Annotated in this window: 18 protein-coding genes and 1 pseudogene; 13 read left to right on the forward strand and 6 right to left on the reverse strand. The window is 43.9% G+C overall.

Annotation, left to right across the window (positions count from 1 at the left end):
* Positions 1–189 precede the first annotated feature (189 nt).
* The 6 genes from HW45_RS27095 to HW45_RS27120 all read left to right on the forward strand — a co-directional run bounded on the left by HW45_RS27095 (position 190) and on the right by HW45_RS27120 (position 6,922).
* Positions 190–1,824 carry an ABC transporter substrate-binding protein gene (locus HW45_RS27095; protein ID WP_038231149.1) on the forward strand — a complete coding sequence of 545 codons (1,635 nt, stop codon included), beginning with the start codon at positions 190–192 and terminating at the stop codon, positions 1,822–1,824.
* An 87-nt stretch (positions 1,825–1,911) separates the two neighbouring features.
* A complete protein-coding gene (gene oppB / locus HW45_RS27100) occupies positions 1,912–2,832 on the forward strand; it encodes an oligopeptide ABC transporter permease OppB (protein ID WP_038231229.1) in 921 nt (306 codons plus the stop codon).
* 11 nt (positions 2,833–2,843) lie between these two features.
* Complete coding sequence (gene oppC / locus HW45_RS27105) at positions 2,844–3,746, forward strand: oligopeptide ABC transporter permease OppC (protein WP_038231151.1); 903 nt, start codon at positions 2,844–2,846, stop codon at positions 3,744–3,746.
* Between the two features lie 19 nt (positions 3,747–3,765).
* Positions 3,766–4,737, forward strand: a complete 972-nt coding sequence (locus HW45_RS27110) for an ABC transporter ATP-binding protein (RefSeq protein WP_038231153.1) — start codon at positions 3,766–3,768, stop codon at positions 4,735–4,737.
* A gap of 5 nt (positions 4,738–4,742) precedes the next feature.
* A complete protein-coding gene (gene oppF, locus HW45_RS27115; protein ID WP_038231230.1) occupies positions 4,743–5,729 on the forward strand; it encodes a murein tripeptide/oligopeptide ABC transporter ATP binding protein OppF in 987 nt (328 codons plus the stop codon).
* Between the two features lie 194 nt (positions 5,730–5,923).
* Positions 5,924–6,922, forward strand: coding sequence for a succinylglutamate desuccinylase/aspartoacylase family protein (locus HW45_RS27120; protein ID WP_038231156.1), 999 nt, complete (start codon positions 5,924–5,926; stop codon positions 6,920–6,922).
* A gap of 59 nt (positions 6,923–6,981) precedes the next feature.
* On the opposite strand, the gene HW45_RS27125 is transcribed toward HW45_RS27120, so the two are convergent.
* Positions 6,982–7,236, reverse strand: a complete 255-nt coding sequence (locus tag HW45_RS27125) for a hypothetical protein (RefSeq protein ID WP_006071801.1) — start codon at positions 7,234–7,236, stop codon at positions 6,982–6,984.
* A 328-nt stretch (positions 7,237–7,564) separates the two neighbouring features.
* Here HW45_RS27125 and HW45_RS27130 point away from each other — a divergent pair, with 328 nt between their 5' ends.
* The 5 genes from HW45_RS27130 (at position 7,565) to HW45_RS27150 (ending at position 14,999) form a co-directional block, all read left to right on the forward strand.
* A complete protein-coding gene (locus tag HW45_RS27130; protein WP_038231157.1) occupies positions 7,565–9,328 on the forward strand; it encodes an ABC transporter ATP-binding protein in 1,764 nt (587 codons plus the stop codon).
* Positions 9,322–11,109, forward strand: coding sequence for an ABC transporter ATP-binding protein (locus tag HW45_RS27135; RefSeq protein WP_038231158.1), 1,788 nt, complete (start codon positions 9,322–9,324; stop codon positions 11,107–11,109). Before HW45_RS27130 ends, HW45_RS27135 begins: the two co-directional genes overlap by 7 nt.
* Positions 11,110–11,184: 75 nt before the next feature.
* Positions 11,185–13,161 carry an excinuclease ABC subunit UvrB gene (gene uvrB / locus HW45_RS27140; RefSeq protein ID WP_038231161.1) on the forward strand — a complete coding sequence of 659 codons (1,977 nt, stop codon included), beginning with the start codon at positions 11,185–11,187 and terminating at the stop codon, positions 13,159–13,161.
* 80 nt (positions 13,162–13,241) lie between these two features.
* A complete protein-coding gene (locus tag HW45_RS27145; RefSeq protein WP_038231162.1) occupies positions 13,242–14,126 on the forward strand; it encodes a radical SAM protein in 885 nt (294 codons plus the stop codon).
* Between the two features lie 303 nt (positions 14,127–14,429).
* Positions 14,430–14,999 carry a malate synthase gene (locus HW45_RS27150; RefSeq protein WP_038231164.1) on the forward strand — a complete coding sequence of 190 codons (570 nt, stop codon included), beginning with the start codon at positions 14,430–14,432 and terminating at the stop codon, positions 14,997–14,999.
* Between the two features lie 128 nt (positions 15,000–15,127).
* On the opposite strand, the gene HW45_RS28520 is transcribed toward HW45_RS27150, so the two are convergent.
* The 5 genes and pseudogenes from HW45_RS28520 to ptsP form a co-directional block, all read right to left on the reverse strand.
* Positions 15,128–17,350: a bifunctional diguanylate cyclase/phosphodiesterase gene (locus HW45_RS28520; protein ID WP_235225552.1), complete on the reverse strand. Its 2,223-nt coding sequence runs from the start codon at positions 17,348–17,350 to the stop codon at positions 15,128–15,130.
* A gap of 81 nt (positions 17,351–17,431) precedes the next feature.
* A pseudogene (locus tag HW45_RS30420) lies at positions 17,432–18,010 on the reverse strand (MASE1 domain-containing protein); the annotation flags it as partial.
* A gap of 412 nt (positions 18,011–18,422) precedes the next feature.
* A complete protein-coding gene (locus HW45_RS27160; RefSeq protein ID WP_038231166.1) occupies positions 18,423–19,085 on the reverse strand; it encodes an HAD-IA family hydrolase in 663 nt (220 codons plus the stop codon).
* A 5-nt stretch (positions 19,086–19,090) separates the two neighbouring features.
* Positions 19,091–19,579, reverse strand: a complete 489-nt coding sequence (locus HW45_RS27165) for a heme-degrading domain-containing protein (protein WP_038231168.1) — start codon at positions 19,577–19,579, stop codon at positions 19,091–19,093.
* A gap of 151 nt (positions 19,580–19,730) precedes the next feature.
* A complete protein-coding gene (gene ptsP / locus HW45_RS27170; RefSeq protein ID WP_038231170.1) occupies positions 19,731–22,232 on the reverse strand; it encodes a phosphoenolpyruvate--protein phosphotransferase in 2,502 nt (833 codons plus the stop codon).
* A gap of 486 nt (positions 22,233–22,718) precedes the next feature.
* On the opposite strand from ptsP, the gene HW45_RS27175 reads away from it, so the two are divergent.
* Together HW45_RS27175 and HW45_RS27180 are read left to right on the forward strand one after the other, a co-directional pair.
* On the forward strand, positions 22,719–23,792 hold the full coding sequence (locus HW45_RS27175) for a PTS fructose transporter subunit EIIC (protein WP_038231172.1): 1,074 nt from the start codon (positions 22,719–22,721) through the stop codon (positions 23,790–23,792).
* A gap of 63 nt (positions 23,793–23,855) precedes the next feature.
* On the forward strand, positions 23,856–24,179 hold the full coding sequence (locus tag HW45_RS27180) for a PTS fructose-like transporter subunit IIB (protein WP_006071781.1): 324 nt from the start codon (positions 23,856–23,858) through the stop codon (positions 24,177–24,179).
* The last annotated feature ends 88 nt before the right edge of the window (positions 24,180–24,267 follow it).

Raw genomic sequence — 24,267 nt, forward strand, 5'->3', positions numbered from 1 at the left:
GGATAATAGAATGATTTATAGGTGCTGCTTGACATTAATATAATGTGATAAAAACGTTACCTATCTATCAAATTTCTTTAATGTGAATAAGAATTATCTTTTTGTGTTACATCTTTGCGTAAAAAATACTTTTGAATCAAACGGAGTTAATTCTCCAGTTTAATCACAATAAAAAGATGCAGGCACAACATGTTAACTATTAATAAAACGAAAATAGCACTACTAATTAGTACGGGCATACTTAGCTCTACTATTGTTCAGTCATCCTATGCAGCTAACGTTCCAGCCGGAACTAAACTAGCAAAAAAACAAGAATTTGTACGAGGTAACGGTACCGAAGTGGCAACCATTGATCCTCAAAAGTCAGAAGGTGTTCCCGAGTCAAACGTCATTCGTGATTTGTTGGAAGGTCTGGTGACACAGGATGCCAATGGTGAAACCATTCCAGGTGTGGCCGAATCTTGGGAAACTCCTGACAATAAGACCTTCACTTTCCACCTCCGTCACAATGCTAAATGGTCCAATGGCGACCCTGTGACCGCGGGAGATTTCGTCTACAGTTTCCGCCGAGCAGTGGATCCGAAAACTGCGTCACCTTACGCTTGGTATCTTTCCTCAACCAAGATGAAAAACGCGCAAGATATTATTGAAGGTAAGAAAGATATATCTGAATTAGGTGTTGAGGCCGTTGACGACTACACACTGAAAGTCACATTGGATACCGAAGTACCTTATTTCGTTAAGATGTTGGCTCACACCACTATGATGCCTGTACATAAAGCGACAATTGAAAAATGGGGCGAGAAGTGGACCAAACCGGAGCACTTTGTTGGTAATGGCGCATACCTTCCGGAAAAGTGGGTGGTGAATGAGCGATTAGAGCTGAAGCGAAATCCTAATTACTGGGATAATGAACACACAGTGATCAACAAAGTCACTTTCTTGCCTATTGAGGATCAAGTCGCTGAAATGAACCGTTTCCTGTCGGGTGAAATTCAGATGACCAACGAAGTGCCAAACGAGCATTTCCATCGCCTTCAAAAAGAGTATCCGCAGGATGTCGCTATCAAGGGTAACTTATGCAGCTATTACTATCAGTTCAACGCAATGAAAGCACCGTTTAATGATGTAAGAGTCCGCAAAGCACTGTCTTATGCTATTGACCGTGACATTATCACTAAAGCCATTTTAGGGCAGGGACAGAAACCCGCTTACTTCCTAACGCCAGAAATCACCGCGGGATTTTCGCCACAATTGCCGGAATACGGCAAGCTAACGCAAAAACAAAGAGATGAGAAAGCGCGGGCGTTGCTGGCAGAGGCTGGTTACGATAAAGACCACCCGCTAGATTTTAGCCTGCTGTATAACACGTCGGGAAATCACAAGAAAATTGCGGTAGCTATTTCGTCGATGTGGAAGAAAAAACTCGGGGTTAATGTTCACCTGGAGAACCAAGAATGGAAGTCTTACCTAGCGAGTAGGGACCAAGGCAATTTTGACGTCACGCGTGCTGCGTGGTGTGGAGACTACAACGAAGCATCGACCTTCTTAACTTTGATGATGAGCGATAACGTCAATGGTGGTGTTCATTATAAGAGTCCAGCTTATGATGCCATTATCGACAAAGCCCTCAACTCAAAATCCGAGTCTGAGCGCACTCAGCTCTACTATGACGCAGAGGCACAGCTGTCGAAAGACATGCCTTTAGCTCCAATCTATCAATACGTGACGACACGTCTCGTTTCACCTCAACTTGGCGGTTATCCCGAAGGGAACGCGGAAGACAAGATCTACGCAAAAGACCTTTACATCAAAGCTAAGTAATCATTGTTAAAAAGTCAGCAAGGACTCTGTATGTGATCGTACATGCAGTGTCCTTCTGTTATTCATAATTTCAAACTGGACACGTTTATGATTAAGTTCATCATGAAGCGGATATTGGAAGCAATACCAACGTTATTGGTGTTGATCACCGTATCTTTTTTTCTGATGCGTTTTGCACCGGGTAACCCTTTTTCAAGTGAACGCCCACTTCCCCCTGAAGTCATGGCAAATATTGAAGCTAAATATGGCCTAGACAAGCCAGTATTTGAGCAGTACACGACCTACCTATCTAATGTTCTCCATGGAGATTTTGGTCCCTCATTCAAGTATCAAGATTACACGGTTAACGAACTGATCGCTGTGGCACTGCCGGTATCGGCAAAAGTGGGGTTAGTCGCGTTTATCTTTACCCTCATTATGGGAGTGACAGTCGGTACGATTGCCGCCTTAAAGCAAAATACCTGGGTCGATTACACCATTATGTCGACCGCGATGTTAGGTGTCGTGATGCCATCCTTCGTGTTAGCTCCGGCACTGATTTACTTGTTCTCACTGCACTGGCACCTGTTTCCAGCAGGGGGGTGGCACGACGGTGGTCTGCAGTACATTGTACTACCCGTTATCGGGATGTCGCTTTTGTATGTGGCGACCTTCGCTCGTATCACTAGAGGCAGCATGATAGAAACGCTCAACAGTAATTTCATTCGTACAGCGCGAGCCAAAGGGCTGAGTTATTCCTATATCGTTCTTAAGCATGCGTTAAAGCCTGCTTTACTGCCTGTAGTGTCGTATATGGGGCCTGCTTTTGTCGGCATTATTACTGGCTCCGTTGTTATCGAAACTATTTTTGGCTTACCGGGTATCGGCAAGCTGTTTGTTAACGCGGCTTTTAACCGAGACTATTCGTTAGTGATGGGAGTGACCATTCTGATTGGTTTCCTCTTCATTCTATTCAACGCTATCGTGGATATTTTGCTTGCGATGATCGACCCGAAAATTCGTTACTGAGGAAGTGAGTGATGTTAACGAAAAAAGAAAACTTGGAAGCTGTCGAGAAGTTTTCAGAAAGTTTAGAAATTGAAGGTCGAAGCTTGTGGCAAGACGCGCGAATTCGTTTTATGCGAAACAAAGCTGCGATGGTGAGTTTGTTGATTCTGTTTGTAATGACCATGGCAGTGATTTTCCTTCCTATGATCGCAAGTTACACCTTTGATGATACGGATTGGTATGCCATGCACGCTGCACCAAGTGCAGAGCACTGGTTTGGGACGGATAGCTTAGGACGAGATCTCTATGTGCGGACCCTAATCGGTGGACGTATTTCATTGATGGTTGGTGTGCTCGGTGCTCTGGTTGCTGTGCTTATTGGGACTTTGTATGGGGCGACCTCTGGATTTATCGGAGGCAGAGTGGACCGCGTGATGATGCGTGTGCTTGAAATTCTCTATGCAGTGCCATTTATGTTTCTGGTGATCGTGTTAGTAACCTTCTTTGGTCGCAACATCGTGCTGATTTTTGTCGCTATCGGCGCAATTGCCTGGTTGGACATGGCCCGAATAGTACGTGGTCAAACGTTAAGTCTTCGTAGTAAAGAGTTTATCGAGGCGGCTCATGTCAGTGGTGTGAGCAACTGGCGAATCATTACACGCCATATTGTGCCGAATGTATTGGGTATTGTTGCGGTTTATTCGACACTACTTATTCCGAGCATGATTTTAACCGAGTCGTTCCTATCGTTCCTTGGATTAGGCGTGCAAGAGCCAATGACAAGTTGGGGCGCGCTACTGCAGGAAGGATCCCAGACAATGGAAGTGGCTATTTGGCAACTGGCTTTCCCTGCTATTTTCATGGTGGTCACACTATTTTGCTTTAACTACGTTGGCGATGGTCTTCGTGACGCGCTGGATCCAAAAGACAGATAGTCGTGACTAAGGAAAAATAATGAGTTTATTAGATGTAAAAGATCTGCGAGTTGAGTTTAAGACGCAGGATGGCTTAGTGACGGCAGTGAATGACCTCAACTTCGCGTTAAACCAAGGCGAAACGTTGGGGATCGTCGGCGAGTCTGGTTCCGGTAAGTCACAAACCGTTTTCTCGATTATGGGTTTACTGGCGAAAAATGGCATTGTCTCTGGTAGTGCTAAATTTGAAGGTCGTGAAATTCTTAATCTGTCTGAAAAAGAACTGAATAAAGTTCGTGCAGAACAGATTGCAATGATCTTCCAAGACCCAATGACTTCTCTCAATCCATACATGAAGGTCAGTGACCAATTGATGGAAGTCCTGATGCTGCACAAAGGGATGGGTAAAGCGGAGGCGCTTGAAGAATCTGTGCGCATGCTAGAGGCGGTGAAGATTCCTGAAGCCCGTAAGCGTATCTCGATGTACCCTCATGAATTTTCAGGAGGTATGCGCCAACGTGTGATGATCGCCATGGCTCTTTTGTGTCGCCCTAAGCTGTTGATCGCCGATGAGCCTACCACTGCGTTGGACGTAACAGTTCAGGCGCAGATCATGGGCCTATTGAATGAGCTAAAAACTGAGTTCAATACGGCGATCATTATGATTACCCATGATTTGGGTGTAGTCGCTGGTTCCTGCGACAAGGTATTGGTTATGTATGCAGGCCGTACCATGGAGTATGGAACTGTGGATGATATTTTCTATAACCCAAGTCACCCTTATGCAGAGGGTCTGCTCAAGGCTATTCCTCGATTGGACACGGAAGGGGAGATACTCCCTACTATTCCCGGCAATCCACCTAACTTGCTTCGCTTACCACCTGGCTGTCCTTATCAAGAACGTTGCCATCGTGCTATTCCACAGTGCAGCGTTACGGCGCCGGCGTTAGAGAACTTTGCCGATAATCGCCAGCGAGCCTGCTTCTCTGATTGGGAGACTTGGACCAAATGAATGCTATGAAAGATAACAAAAACCTGCTGTTAGATGTAAAACAGCTCAAAGTACACTTCAGCATTGCTTCGAAATCCGCATGGCCTTGGAGTAAGGCTTCTCAGTTGAAAGCGGTCGATGGAGTCAATGTCCGTCTTTATGAAGGAGAAACGCTCGGAGTAGTGGGTGAGTCAGGTTGCGGTAAATCCACATTCGCACGAGCGATAATTGGTTTAGTTGAAGCTACCGATGGTGAGGTGGTCTGGCTTGGGAATGACCTTGCTAAAATGCACTCTGTGCAGCGTAGGGAGACGCGCAAGGAAATCCAGATGATTTTCCAAGATCCGCTGGCATCTCTCAATCCTCGCATGACAGTAGGAGATATCATTGCTGAACCGCTAGAGACATTTTATCCAGAGCTTGGCAAACAAGAAGTGAAGCAACGCGTTAAAGAAATGATGGCGAAAGTCGGTTTATTACCTAATGTGATTAACCGCTACCCCCATGAGTTTTCTGGTGGCCAGTGTCAGCGTATCGGTATTGCCCGAGCACTGATTCTGCGTCCCAAGATGATCATCTGCGATGAGCCAGTATCAGCATTGGATGTATCGATTCAAGCACAGGTAGTGAATTTATTGAAAGCACTACAAAAGGAACTAGGACTGAGTTTGGTATTTATTGCTCACGATCTGTCGGTAGTCAAACACATATCAGACCGAGTGTTGGTGATGTATTTAGGAAACGCGGTAGAGTTGGGAGAGTCAGAGGCGTTGTTTGCTGAGCCAAAACACCCTTATACTCGAGCTTTGATGTCAGCGGTACCAATACCAGATCCTCACATTGAGCGCTCGAAAACCATCGAGATGTTGGAAGGGGATTTGCCTTCTCCAATCAATCCACCTTCAGGTTGTGTGTTCCGTACTCGCTGCCCACTAGCCAATGAAACCTGCGCCAAGGAAAAGCCGATACTAACTGGTGACGAAGCGCACTCGGTATCTTGCCTGTTAGCATAATAAAACGGCGGCAGTGACTCTGCCGCCTTTATGCAACGTTTTTATCGCCTCCTTCCGTAACTTAAACTCAGTCTTATCAACCAGTTCTGCCACCATTGTTCCAATAGTGAGGGGGGATGTAACTCGGTGATTCAGCACTGTACTGGTGTTATATCAATGTTATGATGACGCTTTGTGCCAGCGCCGGAGTTACTATGTCTAAACCACTCAACCAATGTATTGTGCCTATGTATCCAACGATACAAGCTCTGGATGTGGAAGGTTTAGAGCCGGGTGAGCATAAATTTTGGTTTGCGGTCGCCACCGACGCCATAGGCCATCCCCAGACGTTGCCCGTTCGTGTGTTCAAGGGCTCTCGCCCTGGAAAACGGATTATGATTACCGCTGGTATCCATGGTGATGAGCAAAATGGGATCCTAACGGCTCAGCAATTGGCTAGAGAGCTGATTGGTAAAACGAATGCCGGTACGGTCACCATTGTGCCGACAGTTAACCTGTCTGGGATCGCACGCCATAGTCGTGATTACCACTCCGCTGCTCCGGATAGTTCCACCTCGAACTTGAATCGCGTTTTTCCCGGCAGCCCAGATGGCGATGATGCGAATCGTTTTGCGCACAGCCTTTGGACCAACCTTCTTCAGCCCAACGCCGATCTGGCCATTGATCTGCATTCCCAAACTTCGGGCGCGGCATATCCACTGTATGTGTTTGCCGATTATCGACTTGATGACGCCATTCGAATGGCGCGTCTGCTGAACCCCGATGTGATTTTAAACGACCCAGGAGACCCTGGCATTCTCGAAACTGTGTATAACCGAGCAGACATTCCCTCAATTACGATTGAAGTTGGCGTCGGGCGCTATTCTGACCTAGACATGGTGCAACGTGCGGTAGATGGGGTGCTGAATATTCTGCGCTCGTATCAGTTAATTGATGGTGAAGTGGTGCCGCAAACTCTACCTTGTACAGAGGGCGAGCAAATTGTCAGTATTCGAGCGAATCAAGGTGGGTTTGTGATCAGCCATGTTGAGTTGCTAGATAAGATATCAGAGGGTCAAAAAATAGCGACACAGTACAACAGTTTTGGTGATGTTATCGAAGAGTACTTGTCACCTTCAGACGGCGTGCTGATCAGTCACAATGTAGAGTCTGTACGAGCACCGGGTTCACTACTTGTTCGGTTAATTAAATAACGGCCATAAAAAAGCTCTCTAAAAAGAGAGCTTTTTTATGATTTCGAACGACAAATTGACTAACTCAGCAAAATAGAGGTTTCTAAAAGGTGCTGAGCGTTATCTAGTAGCTGTGGGTAGCTATTCATGATTTGCTTAAATTTGTCATCGATAGAGTCTATGCAAACCAAAGAGTTGAACATCTCTACTGCCTGATCAGGGTTGACACTCAGTGTGTTTTTGAGTGCTTCCAAATTGATATGGTTAGCGTGTTCTACTCTTGTAATTGCTGTGTCGACCATATCGAAGGTAATAGAGTTTATATTTTGTGTCATCGGATAGGTCACTTATATAGTTTTTACTTGAAAAAAGTAAGTCCAGTGCGTCTCGATGATACTGGATAAAAAGTGAGTTTCTTATGACTAAGATCATGTCTTGTTTGATTTTAGGCAGGACGACGCATAAACACACTGCTACAACTTAGAAGGAGTAGAACAAATATTAGTGAGTTTAGTTCGGGATAATTTTAATGAATCCATTCACAAGACTAATTAAAGTTGATATTATCAACCATATTCTAAAGCTAATCCTATGCTACTGACACAATCTGGTCATATCAGCATCGACTAGTACGCCCCTAAATCTTTCCAAATAAAGAGCTTTATGAACACTAGGCAGTTGATTTCGCACTATTTGTATATGAATCGCAAATCCTATATTTTCGCGATCATTTTTATTTTTCTCGTTAACTGGCTGCAAGTAGAAATTCCACGCTATATCCAACTGGCGATAGATCTGATTGATGATGCGTCGAATGACGGTCATCAACAATTGCAAACTTATGTCGCCATCGTAGTGGGCATGTCTGTAGCTATGGTTGTGGTGCGTATTCTGTCTCGAGTGTATGCGCTTAACCCCGGAAGGATTGCAGAAGCTGCACTTAAAAATAGACTGTTAAAACAGCTCAATCGGCTACCAAATAGCTACCACGAGAAGTTTGCATCAGGTCGACTCATTTCTATCATGAACAACGATGTGATGGGGGTTCGACTGATGTTTGGGATTGGCTTTCTCCAGTTCTTTAACACTATGTTTGCTCTTTCTCTGACACCAATTTGGATGTGGCGTATCTCTCCAGAACTGACCATGTATTCAGTCATTCCAATCTCCATTGCTTTTGTGATTTTCCGCATTGGATTTAAGCGAATGAAAGTGTTGCACACTGAGCATATGAATCGCCTACAAAGCTTGTCTGCTCAGCTTATGAGCTACTTGTCAGGCATCGACTTGATTAAAAATCAACGCATGTCACCTTGGGTAACTACAGAAATAGAGAAGCTCAATCAGCAACTGCTGCGTTGCCGAATGCAGATTACTCGAATCCAGGTGTTCTTTTTACCGGTACTTGATTACGCCAATGACTTAATGAAGATATTAATTCTCGGTCTAGGTGGTTACATGCTGATGAATCAAGAGCTAACTCTTGGCGAAATCACCGCATTTCTTACTTATTCTGTGTTACTGGCTATGCCACTGATGCAGCTTGGTCGAATCGCGACTATCTACCAGCGAGGTATTGTTGGTATTCAAAGTGCTCAAACTATCCTCAATGCTAAAATCCCTGAAACTGATCAAACTCGTCTCGCTGATGAGGATGTTGAACAGTTGAAAGGGGAGTCGTTATCGGTAAGAAATTTGAGTTTTCATTATCCAAATGATGAACGGCTGATTTTGGACAATATCAGCTTTGACATTCCAGCGGGGAAAAAAGTAGGGGTACTTGGTGGAATCGGCTCAGGCAAAACAACCTTGGTGAACTGCCTGAATCATCATTTAGATGTTCCCACTAATGCGATTTTCTTAGGTGGTAAAGACATTACGGATTTTGCCCGCAGTGACTTGCGTCGCTATGTTAAAACCGTCACCCAAGATCCTTATCTGTTCTCGGCCACGGTAGAAGAGAATATTCGATTCGGTAATGCCAACAATGATGCCACGAAGGAGCAAGTGGACGAAGTGCTCTCGCTGAGCCAGCTCGTAAACGATGTGGCTAGGTTTGAGGATGGTGATCAAACTCTGGTAGGTGAAAAAGGCATTATGCTCTCTGGTGGGCAAAAGCAGAGGTTGAGCATTGCACGAGCACTCTTAGAGCCTGCAGACCTTGTCATTATGGATAACGTACTCTCTGCGGTTGATTACGAAACCGAACGTAAAATATTGAATGGGTTATTTGAGCGACTCAAACACCAATCGGTGCTCGTGGTATCGCACCGTGTTAACGCTTTAGAATATATGGATGAGATCATCGTACTTAATGAAGGCAAGATAATTGCGAAAGGTGACCATAAAACGTTACTGAAAACATGCCCGTACTATTTGGAAACGTGGCAGCTTCAGCAAAATGAAGCGGAGGCGAGCGCATGTTAAAAGGTGTCGACGTAAAGTATCTCAAGCACTTCTTCAAGTTCGCTAAGAAATACAAGAAAACCGCTCTGATTGGTATTGCTATGCTTCCTCTGTCGGTCGCAACCAGCTTGTTATTCCCCTGGTTAATTATCCAAGTTATTGACGTTCAGTTGGGACAAAATGACTTCGCTGGGTTAATGCAGTACGTGGTGTATTTGGTTCTAGTCCTTATTGCTGGGTACGTGGTGGACACCACTTATGCTTACAATTTAAGAAAAACTGGTCAGCTAACGATTACTGATATGCGCGCAGTGTTGTTTGAACGCGTACTCAGACTTCCGCGCAGCTATTTCGACAATACGCCAGTAGGCGTCACGTTGTCACGTTTGACGAGTGATTTAGAGACTATTGGTGAAACGTTTGTGCAATCGGTTGTCGGGTTGGTAAAGGATTCAATAAACACCATTGCCTTGTTGGTAATGATGCTATTTATCGATTGGAAGCTGACTTTGATCGTATTAGTAGTCATGCCTCCTGTTATGTATTTAACGGTGTATGTACGTAATCGTCTAAGAGCTTTACATAAGATAACGCGCGCATCCTTGGCAAGAGGTATCGGTTATCTACAAGAATTGTTGTTCGGTATGAGTACCGTTCAAATGTACCGCGCTGAAGAGAAAGTAGAAGCGAAATACAATGGGCATATTGATGAGTTTTTGGTTGCTCAAAAGAAAATCAATAAGTATGACGCCATCTTATTCTCTTTCATTTCTGGTGTGACGTCGGTAACCATTGGCCTCATGATTTGGTATGGCTCTGAACAAGTGCTAGCCGGAACGCTGACTTTAGGTGTACTGATTGCCTTTATTAATACGCTAGAAAAAGTGTTTGTGCCGATTCGTGATTTCACCTCTCAAATTGCCTCTATTCAAAGCTCGTTTGCGGCGTTTGATCATATCGAAGAGCTGTTTGTTGAGCCGACCGAGGAACAAGGTCGAACCTTGTTACCGAGTCATCAGGTCCAACAACCATTGCAAGAGTTTGTGAGCTTAGAGTTCATTAATGTTAGTTTTCGATATAAGCAAGATGCTCCGTATGTACTGAAAGATGTCTCTTTCGTACTTAAAAAAGGCCATCAAATTGCCTTGGTAGGCTCTACTGGCTCTGGAAAATCAACCATCATGAGATTGATTTCAAAAACCTATCAAGATTATGAGGGCAGTATTCTGTTAAATGGCATTGAGCTATCGAAGATTTCAGTGGATGACTCGGCACACCTATTTTCGATGATGATGCAAGATGTTCATTTATTTGAAGAAAGTATCGAGTTCAATATCGCCCTTGGCAAACCAGGGATTTTGCGTGAACAAGTTGAGCAAGCCGCACGCTATGTCTATGCTGATCGATTTATAGAAGAGTTACCTCGAAGTTATGACTCGGTTTTAGATAAGAATGGTTCGAACTTATCGGTGGGGCAGACGCAGCTTATCTCGTTTGCTCGAGCAGTTGCTCAAGGTGGGCAGATTATGATGCTTGATGAAGCGACAAGCTCTGTAGATTCGATTACTGAAGATCTTATTCAGAAAGCCATGCAGCGTTTATTTGAGGAAAAAACGGTTATCGCTATTGCTCACCGTTTAAGTACCATCAAACACTCGGATCAAATTTTAGTATTAGAAAAGGGTCGAATAGTCGAACAGGGCAACCATCGACAATTGGTGTCTATTAATGGCATCTATGCAGGGTTGTTAAGTGAGTCGACAGGGGACACAAGTGAGATCGATTCTGCAGAAGCTATATGATTCAAGAAAGCTTCGCTTAGTCACTTTGACGATTATAGGCATATACTTTAGTACTGTTCTTCAGAGGGCGAGTATATGTCTAAAAACAAATTTATTCTTCATTCCGCATACCCACCTTCAGGAGATCAGCCTGAAGCCATCGCTCGTTTAATCTCAGGCATCGAAGGTGGTAAAAGCCATCAAACATTACAAGGCGTAACAGGGTCGGGTAAAACATTCACGATGGCGAATATTATCCATCGCTTGAAACGACCCACGTTGATTCTTGCTCATAACAAAACATTAGCTTCCCAGTTATATAGCGAGATGTGTTACTTCTTTCCCGAGAATGCCGTTGAGTATTTTGTTTCCTATTACGATTACTTTCAGCCAGAAGTCTACATTCCCGGTAGCGACCGTTTTATCCGCAAAGACTCCGCGATTAACGAACAGCTAGAGCGACTAAGGCTCTCGGCAACCAAGTCACTGATTGAGAGAAGAGACGTTATCGTGGTGGCTTCCGTTTCTTCTGTCTACGGGTTAGGCGATCCACAAACTTATCGAGACTTACAAATATCGCTCGCAGTAGGTGAGGCATTAGATAAAGCTGATTTAACTGAACGATTAGCACGCTTACAATATACCCTTACCGAGCCCAAATTAGAGCGCGCTGGTTTTCGCATTCGTGGCGACGAAATAGATGTGTTTCCAGCTGATTCTGCCCAAGATGCTATTCGCATTACTTTAAATAACGGAGTTATTCAGCATCTTGATTGGGTCGACCCTATCGCGGGTACACTCTTAAAATCTTGCACAGAGTACAAGATTTCACCTAAAACACTCTATGCGTCGTCACCACAAAAAGTCCGTAAAGCCAGTGAATTGATCCGTATTGAAATGGAACAAAGAGTTAGAGAGCTCAACGAAGCAAACCGATTAACCGAGGCGGCAAGGCTTTACGAACGGTGTATGCATGATATTGAAATGATGCAGCAATACGGTTATTGCTCCGGTATCGAAAACTATGCCTGTTATCTTAATGAACGAGATCCTGAGCTACCGCCGACGACATTAATGGATTATCTACCTAAGGATGGGCTGGTGTTTATCGACGAGTCTCACGTGATGGTTCCTCAGATTTCAGCAATGTCGAAATCAGACCGAAGTCGTAAAGATACCCTTATTGATTACGGGTTTCGTCTTCCTTCAGCTTTAAATAATCGTCCACTGACGTTCAGTGAATTTGAAAAAGCAAAACCGCAGACCATTTTTGTTTCTGCGACGCCAGGAAAATACGAAGTTCAGCGTTCAGGTGGAGTGGTGGTTGAACAAATTATTCGACCAACAGGTTTGCTTGACCCTGAGGTTGAGGTGCGCCCATCAGCGAACAATATGGAAGACCTGTTAAAGGAGATACGTCAGCGTACGAGTAATAATGAACGAGTGCTTGTGACTACTTTAACTAAGGTAAGTGCGGAATCGTTAAACGACTATATGGCGGAGCAGGGAATACGCGTTCGTTACTTACATTCCGATATTAAAACCTCAGAAAGAGTCGATATTATCAATGGATTAAGGGCTGGGGAGTTCGATGTCTTGATTGGTATCAACCTACTCAGAGAGGGGCTGGATATTCCAGAAGCTTCCTTGGTTGCCATTCTCGACGCGGACCACGCAGGATTTCTACGTTCGGTAGAAGCGCTGATTCAGATCATTGGTCGAGCAGCACGAAATGCCAATGGTAAGGCGATTTTGTATGCCGATAGAATCACACCCGCCATGAAGCAAGCGATAGACGAATCGCTACAAAGACGTAAAAGACAACAAGTTTATAATCAAGCAAATGCCATTGTGCCCGCTACATCGCGTCGTAAAGTGGCATCAGCAATTGAAGAGGCGCAGCAGCAGGCTTGTCATAATGTCGCGTTTTGCGACAGTCTTGCTAGCCTTTGTCAACAAATCACCGCGCGCGAGAAAGGACTGCTTGAAGCGGTGTCTACGCAAAATGAAGCGCAAATTCGTCAAATACGAGCGGAACTGGATAGTTTATATAGGCAGTTCATATTTATGTAGTTCTAGCTCACCTTGTTCGTTGGACGAGAGGTCAAAGTGCGTTACGATTTCGCTAACGCACTTACTTAACAGGATATCGGATGCTCAATTACATTGAACCGGTTTTTAGACCACCGTCGGAGTGGAAGTCGCTGATATTACAAGTAACCAATGGTTGTAGCCATAATCAATGCACTTTCTGCGATATGTATACTCAGCCTCAGAAGAAGTTTCGTCCTAAGAAGCTAGAAGAATTAGAGCGAGAGTTGCAGCAAGTGGCCGCGTCTGGTGCACGAGTTCATCGAGTTTTTCTTGCGGATGGTGATGCGATGACATTACCATTTCATCGCCTTAAAGCGATCTGTGAGTTAATTCATCGCTACCTTCCCAACATTCAACGTATCTCAAGCTACTGTTTGCCACGAAATTTAACCAATAAGACATCGGAGCAAGTCGCAGAGCTTAGAGAGCTTGGGTTGAGTTTGATGTATATCGGTTGTGAAAGCGGAGATGACGAAGTACTAGCTAAAGTGAAAAAAGGTGAGACGTTTGAATCATCGTTGGCCGCGCTAAACAAGATAAAAGCGGCGGGCATGAAAAGTTCTGTCATGATCCTAAATGGTCTAGGAGGCCCTATTTTGAGTGAGCAGCATGCACTGAATTCGGCCAAGCTAATGAATGCCGCTCAGCCAGACTATCTCTCAACCTTAGTAGTGTCTTTTCCATTTGGTGAAGAGCGCGTCGCGGCAGAATATAACGGTGACTTTCGCCAATTGACTCAACCCGAGTTATTCAAAGAAATAAAACTATTGCTTGAACACTTACAGTTAGACAAGACAATATTCCGCTCAGATCATGCTTCTAACTATCTAGTGCTCAAGGGAGTACTGGGTAAAGATAAAGAGGCATTATTGCAACAAGTTGAGCTGGCAATTCACCATCCAGAGCAAATTTCGCTTCGCCAAGAGTGGCAAAGAGGTTTGTAAAAATCCCCTTTTTTACTCGTTCATACAGTGAATTTCACAAAACCCTCTTTTAGCGGGTTTTGTGTTTTTTTGCATGTCTGATTTTATTAACGTTTTGAAAAATAGAGAATAAATATGATTTCTAAGAGTGCTTTATCGATTTTTACACAGAGTGATTTTGTAAAATTGACAGTGTAAAAATTTCGTTGTGAAATTGTTGTCAAAAAAGCGCTATTCTAATAATCAAGCAATAACGAGACAAACCAACAAGGTGTTAAGGGTATTTGCTTAAGCTGTTATTAATTGCCTCTGAAGGAATAGACTATGAATATGCAGACATTCGATAAAACAGAACTACATAACCCACAAAATTTTATCGCTGAAGCCGTGTTTGCCGTGGAAATGGTCAACGCTGATAAGCCAACTCAAAAACAACAAATGACTAAGCAACTTCTTGATACCTTGTTCCCGCTAGAGAATGGTTCTCACGAAGATGTAGTAAGTTATGAAATTGACTATCGCCACGTTCAAGCGTATTTCAAAAATGGTCAACATAGCGGCCTGCGCCATGCCAAACAGTTTGTTGCCTATACTGGCGATAAGTGTTCTCCGGATTCGATTCTATTCCGCGACGAAAGTGGCACTCATGTAGAAGTTACGTTTGCTCGCCGTCAAGGCAACGGCTTTCTGCAGTTGGTTCAAATTGCTGATATTCAATTAGAAACGTGTACTAAGTTTGGTCAGTCTGAAGGCCATCAAACCACAGGTCTTCGTCACTGGGTAAGCTTGGTGAAAGGCGATGATAAATGTCGCCCAACGGCGAGTAATGAAGACAAGGAATATACGGCGAAGAGTGGTGAAGATTACAAATTAGGTTTTTGTTTCGCTTATTAGCTTAGCTAGCTCACTTACAAACTGCTATAAAATAAAGCCGCGCTGTGTATGCGCGGTTTTTCTATTTAATCATTCATCGGTCGCTAGTCTTCGGTTATGTGATTTTAGTGTCTAAAATGGACCTAGAGTCAATTGGGGCGTTCTGAACGGCTAAGTTTGCTGTTTTGGCAGAACGCTGTGTAGGATGATTGGGGGAGTGGTTTGCTAAATAGAAAACCTTGACCCCACTGACAATCGTGATCTATCAAGATTTTCATTTGTTCTGCGGTTTGTATCCCTTCCGCAATGACATTAATACCAAGCTCATTAGCCATTTGTAAGGTCGAACTTACTATCGTCATGTCTTCTGGGTGAAGTTGGTCTATGAAAATACTGTCGATTTTTAAGCTATCAACAGGAAGTTGCTTTAAATAACTTAACGAGGAATAGCCGGTTCCATAGTCATCGATAGCTATATTTACCCCAATCTTCTTCAACTCTGTGATGAACCTGATGGCTTGGCCCATATTTTGTACTAATACACTCTCAGTAATTTCAAGTTCAAGGGCTTCAGGTGAAATCCCGTAGCGTTGAAGTGGATCCATCACATCGTCAATTAGTTGACCCGAAACTAGCTGCACTACTGATACGTTTACTGATACTTTTTTATGGTAAATATTCTGGTCTTGCCACACTCTGATCTGTTTGCAGGCTTGCTCGATGACCCATGCGCCAATAGGAATGATCTCTCCAGAGACCTCCGCAATAGGTATAAATGAATCGGGTGAAATTACTCCATAGGTAGGGTGGTTCCATCTTAGCAAGCACTCGCAACCAAGATGCTTCCCAGAGCGAAGCTCGATAATAGGTTGGTAGTATAATTCAAACTGTCCTTTCTCCAAGGCTCTCGGCAGTTCTGATTCAATAAATAGTTTGTGTTGTGCTTGTTTTCTTAAAGTGTTCGCGTAACAAAAATAACCAACCGATGACTCTTTCGCTTTATACATGGCGGTATCAGCTGCTCGAAGAAGATCGTCGACATTTTGACCATCTTTAGGGTAAGCGGCAATGCCTATACTAGTTGATATCGTAAGGGACTCTCTCCCAATTTGAATGGGTTTTCTCAACCCATTAATGATCTTTTTGGATAGAGCGATTGCTTGTTCTATGTTGGTAAGGTTTTCGATAAGAATTGTGAACTCGTCACCGCCAAAACGAGCTAGTACGTCGCTACTTCTCAAGCAACCACTTAACCTTTTAGAAACTTCGACGAGTAACTTGTCGCCAAAGTCATGCCCTAGGCTATCGTTTACGTGTTTAAAACGATTGAGGTCAAGAAAAAGAACGGCTGCGATCGAACGATTCCGTTCGGCCAATCTTAAAGCATGGTTAGTTTGCTCGATAAACATGCGTCTGTTAGGTAAGTTGGTTAGTGCATCGTTAAACGCGTAACGCTTAAGCTGATCTCTTGAAGCTTCCAATTCTTTAGTTCGACTTTTTACACGCCTTAATAAGACCTTATGATTGTTAAACACCGTCATGATAAGCAGTACACTTAAAGCACCAAACACAGACTCATAAATGAGAAATGTTACGGATTTTTGAGCGGTTAAAGAAAGGAGTACTTGTTGTGATACAGATAAAACGACGGTCCACTCTCGAGTAGTCACTTGTTGAGAAAAAGAAAACTCTACTGCGCCTTCAGATGGGGCTAAATTGTCTGGTGAGAAGTAGCGGTAAATAACTTCATTTCCTGCACTAGAGTCGAGAATTTCTACGTCCATATAGTGTGCAGAGCTATTGTTCACACTCGCTTTAACAATATCCCCAACGACAAAAACGCCAACGGCAAAACCAGATAGATTGAAAGAGCGCGTAATAACTGAGGTATCAAGAGAAGGTCCATCATTTATCGGAGTAAATATTAAAAATCCAGGCTCTTTGGTCTCAAGTTGGACAAGTTGAATAATCTCTGTAGCGACTGGATAGTTATTGTTCTGCGCGAGAATCATTGCTTCTCGCCGTGCTGCATTAGAGAACACATTGAAGCCAAATGCTTTTTCATTGGAAAGAAATGGCTCGATCCATTTTACAACAACGAGAGGATCATACTCATTCAATGGGGTGCCCCGAACTTTAAACATCGAAGAGCTTTGGTTATTGGTCTCTATTTCAAACTTGCTCACATGACGCTGTTCTACAAGTGGATTCCAAGAAAACCCTCGAATCCCAGGAGTTTTGTCGATAAGCGGCAAGGTTATCTCTCTAAACTCTTCTTGTGTAATGTCGCCATTCCCGGAAAGATGTCTAGCTAAAGTTGATAAAGACTTTAAATAGTTTTCTACTTGATGATTAAGGTTTTTTTCAATCAATTGAGAACGGACTTGGACCTCATTGAGGCTGTCGGATTTGAGCGTTTTATCACTGTAATTTTGAATGATAATAAGTGTAATAAAAACAATAGAAAGTGGAAATATCAGAGCCCTAGAGTGCTTTAGTCTGTTGGCTAGTCGGTCGCGCGATTTAAATAAGATAACAACGATAGGTGTAATAATGATGATACCTAAAAAGTCACCTAAGCATTGAATGACTACATTTGCCCAGTAGCTGTCGCTAAAGCGTAATATATGAGCGGGCTCTATGAGCAGGTTTACTAGCAAACTACCGATTAGAGAGCATATAAATGCTACTCCTATAAATAGAGTAACTTTGGTAAAGCTGGCTAAGCTGATGACATTTAAGGAGAGGTGTCTTAAAACGCGGTAATTTATCCAAGCTTGAACCGTAGAAGCGAAGCTGATTCCAATTGACGTTATTATTAAAGAGAGGCCAGTTGCATTCCCATCGAATAATTGAATCCCAATACTAAATATTAGTGAGCCAGCTAAGATTGCAGGTAAGAAGTGTCTCTGCCATAAAAAACAACCCGCAAGTGCAATACCAGCTGATGGCCACAATGATGCAACTAAAGTTTGAGGGCTGAGCATTGAGAAAAGAAATGAAGATACTATGTATAGAAAAAACAAACTCACATAGCGTAAATCAAAGGACGATAATGGACGGCCTTGTTTGCTGAGGGAATCAGTGGTAACTGATCTATTATTATTGTTCAAATGATCTCTTCCAGTGCTATTAACAAATGTGTCACTAGTTGGAGTTGCTTTTAGTAGTGTAGTAAAGAGAACAGGGAATGGTATGTTTGTTGATGATCAGTTGAACTATTGATGTTGTGCGGACAGCGTCTTAGGTGGCGAGAGGTACAGAAGCAGAACCAGCGCTATTCAATCCGTTTGAAGCTAACACTAATGCCCTAAAGGAGCAAAGGGCATCGGTGCGATATGGTGAGTTGCCAGACTCTAGGTTGCTCAATGGTATAGGTTTCCTATACATAGAAGCACTAATAGACAATTTCTGAACAGGCTAGGCGTATGCCTCCTTTTCGGCTTACAACGTCAGGGTAAATCCGTGTTCTGTCTTTTCAATCTGAATATCAGAAGGCTTGAATATATAGCCATCCGCGTCAGGCAATTCACTTCTTGAGCTATGACTGAGCACCGCAATGCTCTGGCAACCTGCTGCGATCCCTGAGTTGAGGCCAGCGACCGCATCTTCAAAGCATATGCATTCTTCAGGATTCAGGTTCAGTTCTTTCGCTCCTCTCAAATAAGGCTCGGGGTGTGGTTTGCCTTGGGAGAGCAACTCGGGTGTAACAAGGATTTTGGGCTGAGGGAGGTTTGCCGCTTTCATTCTAGCGGTTGCTACTGGCAATGTGCCGGAGGTAACGATAGCCCACGGGATACCGAGCTCATTTAAGCTGTTTAGTAGCTCAACGGCGCCAGGTAGTGCAGTGGTGCCTTCGGTGTGGGTGGCTTCATAGCGTTCTAGATAGTCAAATTCGGCTTGAACTTCTGGTGTATCGACTGATGCATTAAGCAGCTCAGCGATTGATTCGATAGCAGGCCTTCCGTGAATCCTCGACATCACGTAGCTAGGCTCGAGACCTTTAGATTCTCCCCAGCGTGACCATGCACGTGTCACTGCTGGGATTGAGTCGACTAATGTACCGTCTAGGTCGAATAACAGACCTTTAAATGAAAGCGTCGTCACGATAACTATTCCTTTTTCAAATACTGTGAGAGCACATCTACGATTAGCTGGTGGTCTTCGTATTGAGGCAAACCTGAAACCGTAATCGTTCCTATCATACCTGTGTTTTTAACTCGAATAGGAAAAGAACCGCCAAATGGGCTGTAATCTTTCTCATCAATGAAAGAAGCTTGTTCTATATTCTTTCCCTTCATTTCTAGGTAATGCTTCATATACCAAGAACTGCGCTGAAAACGCTTGGTAACGTTTGATTTTCTTCTCACCCATTCTTGATTGTCTAATGTTGCTCCGTCAAGTGCACAGTGGAAAAGGCACTGCTCGCCAACCGAAATATTGATGGCAACCTTGGCGTGCTTTTCGATGGCGTTGGCACGCAGCTCATTACCGATATCCCAAGCGACTTTCTGATTGAAATAGGGGAACTGCAACAGGTTTTCTTCCGTAATAAGGCTGTCGAGTCTTGTTTGAGTGCTTGATGTCGTAGTGGCGGGCATATTCCGCTCCTTTCTAAAACAAAAAGGGCGAAGTAACACTGGACACGAATGATGGTTACTTCGCCAAAAACTTGGAACCGAACAAGTTAGTCAGTCCAAGTCCGAGGTGAGAAGGTTTTGAATCCTTCTTACTTCCATTTGGAATTGGGGACTATAGCTCTAGCTCCGTCATGAGTTTCTGTTCTATTTCACTGCTCGATAGGGCGTTAAACAAGGCATCACGAAATTCGGCATGCATAATTTTACGTGCCAACTTAGAGAAGATCTTCATATGTTGGTCGCCGGCTGCGTGTTTGTTCAGCGTCAACATGATGACAAACTGCGCCTCTTCATCGCCCCATTGAATAGGCTTCGCTAGACGGCATACGCTCACCGCTGATTGCTCAATGTGTTCACTCTTGGTATGAGGGATAGCAAAGCCAAAGCCTAGACCGGTTGAGAACACATCTTCTCGAGCCCAAAGATCGTCCGCCAATTTATTCGGATAACGGCAACGTCCTGTTAGGAATAGGTTGTCAGCGAGTGTCTTAATCACTTCCTCTTTGCTACGCAGGTCGAGATCAAGCTTGATACAATCTTCTGAAATCAGTGGCGCTTCGGTTTGTGCCATACGGAACTGCGCAAGTAGATGCTCTACTTCCAATGGCGTACGGCATTGCATTGCTTTGTTTAACAACTGTCGACATTCTCGGCTATCTAGTTTGGAAATGCGTTCCTTGGTCGCAGCAATGCTTGGTGCGCTCATGCTGATTTCATCAAGCCCTAGACCAACGAGCAGGGGCAATACTGAGCCTTTAGCGCCAAGCTCCCCACACAGTCCAATCCATTTACCATGACGATGCACTTCATTGACGACGTGGTCTAGCGTTCTCAAGAATGCTGGATTTAGACTGTTGTAGTGTTTCGTTACTTTTGCATTGTCACGATCAACGGCCATCAAATATTGAGTTAGGTCGTTAGAGCCGATGGAGAAGAAATCCACTTCTTCACAACATTGATCGATGATAAAGGCTACAGAAGGAACTTCCATCATAATGCCAAGCGGGATTTTTTCATCGAACGGAACCTGTTCTTTACGGAGTTCTTGGCGAATCTCAGCAAGAATGTCTTTGACCCATAAAATCTCCTCCATCGAAGAAATCATTGGAATCATTATCTTCAGCGGACCATGTGCCGAAGCACGCAGAATAGCTCGTAATTGGGTTTTAAATAGGTCAATAAACTCTTCGTAGATACGTACTGCACGGTAGCCAAGGAATGGGTTGTTTTCTTTAGGAATATTGAGGTAGTCAACTGGTTTATCGCCGCCGATGTCGATAGTACGAACGATGATCGCACGACCTGAAGTTGCATCCAGTGCTTGGCAGAATATGTTGTAGAGCTCATCTTCTTTCGGCGCACTTTTGCGATCCATGTATAGCATCTCGGTACGGAATAAACCGATGGCTTCTGCTCCCGAGTCAAATGCTGATTTTGCTTCTACGGAATGGGCGATGTTCGCTGCAACTTCAAGTTTTTTTCCATCTTGTGTCATACCCTGTGTATCTTTGAACGCAGCCTGGCGCTCTCGAACCGTATTGATGATTCGGTTTTCTTGTTCGTAGTAACGAACCACAGGTTCAGTTAGGTCGGTGACGATTGCACCTAAATTGGCATCAAGATAAACCTCTTGGCCGATGTCGGCTTCCAATGCACCATCTTTCATTCCAACGACTGTTGGAATACCAAAAGAGCGAGCAAGAATAACTGTGTGAGATGTGCTGCCACCATGGGTCAAAACCAAACCTTTTAGCAGTGACTTATCCAGCTCTAAGAACTGACTAGGGGTGAGGTCCTCAGCCATACAGATAGATGGTTCAGTCAGCGCGAGTTGGCTGGTGTAATGTTCGTCACCGTAGATGGTTTGCAGTAATTGGAAGCAAACATCTCGAATGTCGAGTTCACGCTCACGAAGGTATTGGCTGGAAGATTTCTGTAGTTGCTCTGCATAGTGTTTTGCGGTTGCGACCACTGCCTGGGCACAGCTTCTTCCTTCTACGAGATTAGTATTCAGTTGTTGTGCGAACGACTCATCCCTCAATATAGATAGATGCGCGGCAAGCACTTCGCTTTCCGTATCTACTGATGTGTTGGCTTGCACTTCAATGGCCTTAGAAAGCTGAGCGAGACCGCTTTTTAGTTCAGACTTTTCTTCTTCAAGTGCTCTTGTTTCAGGAAGGTAGGGCAGTTGATCAAAGTTGATTGCACCTACTTTAACCACGACACCGCGGCCAATCCCACTGCTCACGGAAGTTGCACGAATCGCTCCTTCCGTGAGGTTGGATAAGTTACGTGGTAGTGGTTGCTGTTCTTCATTAGCGTGTGTTTGTTCTAGTGGAGAATCGCAATGTGGAAACTCATTCGCAATAAAGTTCTGTATAGCTTCCAGAGCAGACTCCTCATCCTCGCCGTCTATGGTGATCATACATGTGTCACCGAGTAGTGTGTCTGTCCCTATTAAAGACAACACACTTTTTGCATTTCCAGATAGACCAGTACGTTCGTTCTGCCACTCAATGTTAGATAGGTATTGATTACAAAGGGTTTCTACATGACCCGCTGGTCTTGCGTGAACACCATTGGGTAGCTCACAAGAAAAGGTAAAACTTCTCATAGGGGTTTAGTCCTTAGTTTCGAATTTGTTATTAGTCGTTTATGTCTACAACTTTAACAAAAAGCACCGTGTGGACTATTGGATAAAAGTGCTAAAAACTGGATATTTGTAAGGTAGTGGGCTGTTTGTGATACCGTTCAAAAATACAGTTTAGTATGTGACTTTAATCAAGTTTTATAAAAGATGTGTCAGTGTTTTATGTTCAACTAATCCTTTAATAACAGTTGCTTAATTGGTTTTCTTGAGTCTTTTGATAAAAGTACTAGTAAAGTGTGCTCAAGATCAATATTCACGCTGCATCTAACAAATATCCAGTAAAAAGCAGTTTTGTCCTCTAACTGGTTAGCACATTTGCTCACTATTATAACCCTGTGCTGTAGAGATGGAGTTTCTCTGAAGCTTAATCAGAAACGTGAGCCAATAAATACAAAAGAAGTACTTCCTTTAATAAAAATTTTAATACTTATGTACTCAAAGGAGAGGTCAATGAATGACTTAATCTCAATTCTTAAAAATACGAGACAACATCTAATGACAGGTGTATCTCACATGATTCCTTTCGTGGTTGCGGGGGGGATCCTACTGGCGGCTTCCGTCATGTTATATGGGGAAGGTGCTGTGCCTGAAGAAGGAACGTGGCTGCACGATCTATTCTTTATTGGTGTAGCCGGCTTCCAACTTATGGTGCCCATTCTAGCTGCTTACATCGGTTATTCGATTGCTGACCGCTCAGCGCTTGCGCCTTCTGCTATTGCAGCGTTCATTGGCGCAAACATGTACAACACTGGTTTCTTCGGTGCGATCTTCGCGGGTCTATTAGGCGGCATTGTTGTTTTCTATCTGAAGAAGATAAAAGTGCCAGCGTTTGCTCGTTCAATTATGCCAATCTTCGTGATTCCAATTATAGGTACATTTATTACCGCAGGTGCCATCGTTTGGGGTATCGGTGAGCCAATTGGCGCGGCAACAGAAGCGCTTACTGGTTTCCTAAAAGGTATGCAGGACTCAAGTATCGTTGTACTCGCTATTATCATGGGCCTAATGATTGCCTTTGATATGGGTGGTCCAGTTAACAAAGTTGCGTATGCATTCGTCATCCTTTGTGTCGGTGAAGGCATTTACAACGTCGCAGGTATTAGTGCAGTTGCGGTAGCAACACCGTCTGTGGGCATGGGTCTAGCGACATTCTTGAACAAGAAGCTTTACGCAGCTGACGAACAGGAAGCTGGCCGCGCGTCCATTCTAATGGGAACAATGGGTATTACTGAAGGTGCTATTCCATTCGCGGCAGCCGATCCACTTCGTGTGCTTCCTTCCATCATGATTGGCACCGCAGTAGGTGCGGCGACTGCAGCGATTCTTGGTGTTGAGTGTTTCGCGGCATGGGGTGGTTTGATTGTACTGCCAGTTGTAGACGGTCGATTCGGTTTCCTAATTGCACTTGGTGTTGGCTCTTTAGTGACCGCACTACTGGTTAACTTTCTTAAAGCTCGTCGTAAAGTAGAACAGCCGCAGAAAGAAGAATCTGATGATTTAGACCTAGACATATCAATCGGTTAACTCTAAGTCTTTGATTTAAATATTATCCAATAAAAACAGAACATTAAAATAAAGGTGAGAATTATGACTAATATCGTAGCAGTTACAGCGTGCCCATCTGGCGTAGCGCATACCTACATGGCGGCGGAAGCCGTAGAGGCAGCAGCAAAAGCAAAAGGTTGGAATTGCAAAGTTGAAACTCAGGGCTCAATTGGTATTGAAAATGAGCTGACAGCAGAAGAGGTCGCTCAAGCTGACATCGTGATTCTAACTAAGGATATCGGTATCAAGAATGAGGATCGATTCAAGGGTAAAACTATTGTTCGTATCGGCGTAAGTGATGCCGTCAAGCGTGCAGATGCTGTGATGAGCAAGATTGAAGCTCACTTAGAGAAAGCGACAGCATAACCAGTCAGGCTCCCTTAACACGAGGGAGCCTTCATACCACAGTTACTTTCTTCAAGCGTTATCGAAAGTGACTCTGTTATGAATCAAG

This window comes from Vibrio sp. ER1A, from assembly GCF_000733315.1.
GTDB classification, from domain to species: domain Bacteria; phylum Pseudomonadota; class Gammaproteobacteria; order Enterobacterales; family Vibrionaceae; genus Vibrio; species Vibrio mediterranei.

Bases quoted from the DNA above. Each gene is read 5' to 3' on its own strand.
- ptsP (WP_038231170.1), bottom strand. From the start codon at position 22,232: ATGAGAAGTTTTACCTTTTCTTGTGAGCTACCCAATGGTGTTCACGCA.
- oppC (WP_038231151.1), top strand. From the start codon at position 2,844: ATGTTAACGAAAAAAGAAAACTTGGAAGCTGTCGAGAAGTTTTCAGAA.
- HW45_RS27165 (WP_038231168.1), bottom strand. From the start codon at position 19,579: ATGCCCGCCACTACGACATCAAGCACTCAAACAAGACTCGACAGCCTT.
- HW45_RS27125 (WP_006071801.1), bottom strand. From the start codon at position 7,236: ATGACACAAAATATAAACTCTATTACCTTCGATATGGTCGACACAGCA.
- HW45_RS27110 (WP_038231153.1), top strand. From the start codon at position 3,766: ATGAGTTTATTAGATGTAAAAGATCTGCGAGTTGAGTTTAAGACGCAG.
- HW45_RS27095 (WP_038231149.1), top strand. From the start codon at position 190: ATGTTAACTATTAATAAAACGAAAATAGCACTACTAATTAGTACGGGC.
- HW45_RS27130 (WP_038231157.1), top strand. From the start codon at position 7,565: ATGAACACTAGGCAGTTGATTTCGCACTATTTGTATATGAATCGCAAA.
- HW45_RS27145 (WP_038231162.1), top strand. From the start codon at position 13,242: ATGCTCAATTACATTGAACCGGTTTTTAGACCACCGTCGGAGTGGAAG.
- HW45_RS27135 (WP_038231158.1), top strand. From the start codon at position 9,322: ATGTTAAAAGGTGTCGACGTAAAGTATCTCAAGCACTTCTTCAAGTTC.
- oppF (WP_038231230.1), top strand. From the start codon at position 4,743: ATGAAAGATAACAAAAACCTGCTGTTAGATGTAAAACAGCTCAAAGTA.
- HW45_RS27180 (WP_006071781.1), top strand. From the start codon at position 23,856: ATGACTAATATCGTAGCAGTTACAGCGTGCCCATCTGGCGTAGCGCAT.
- HW45_RS27150 (WP_038231164.1), top strand. From the start codon at position 14,430: ATGAATATGCAGACATTCGATAAAACAGAACTACATAACCCACAAAAT.
- HW45_RS27175 (WP_038231172.1), top strand. From the start codon at position 22,719: ATGAATGACTTAATCTCAATTCTTAAAAATACGAGACAACATCTAATG.
- uvrB (WP_038231161.1), top strand. From the start codon at position 11,185: ATGTCTAAAAACAAATTTATTCTTCATTCCGCATACCCACCTTCAGGA.
- HW45_RS27120 (WP_038231156.1), top strand. From the start codon at position 5,924: ATGTCTAAACCACTCAACCAATGTATTGTGCCTATGTATCCAACGATA.
- oppB (WP_038231229.1), top strand. From the start codon at position 1,912: ATGATTAAGTTCATCATGAAGCGGATATTGGAAGCAATACCAACGTTA.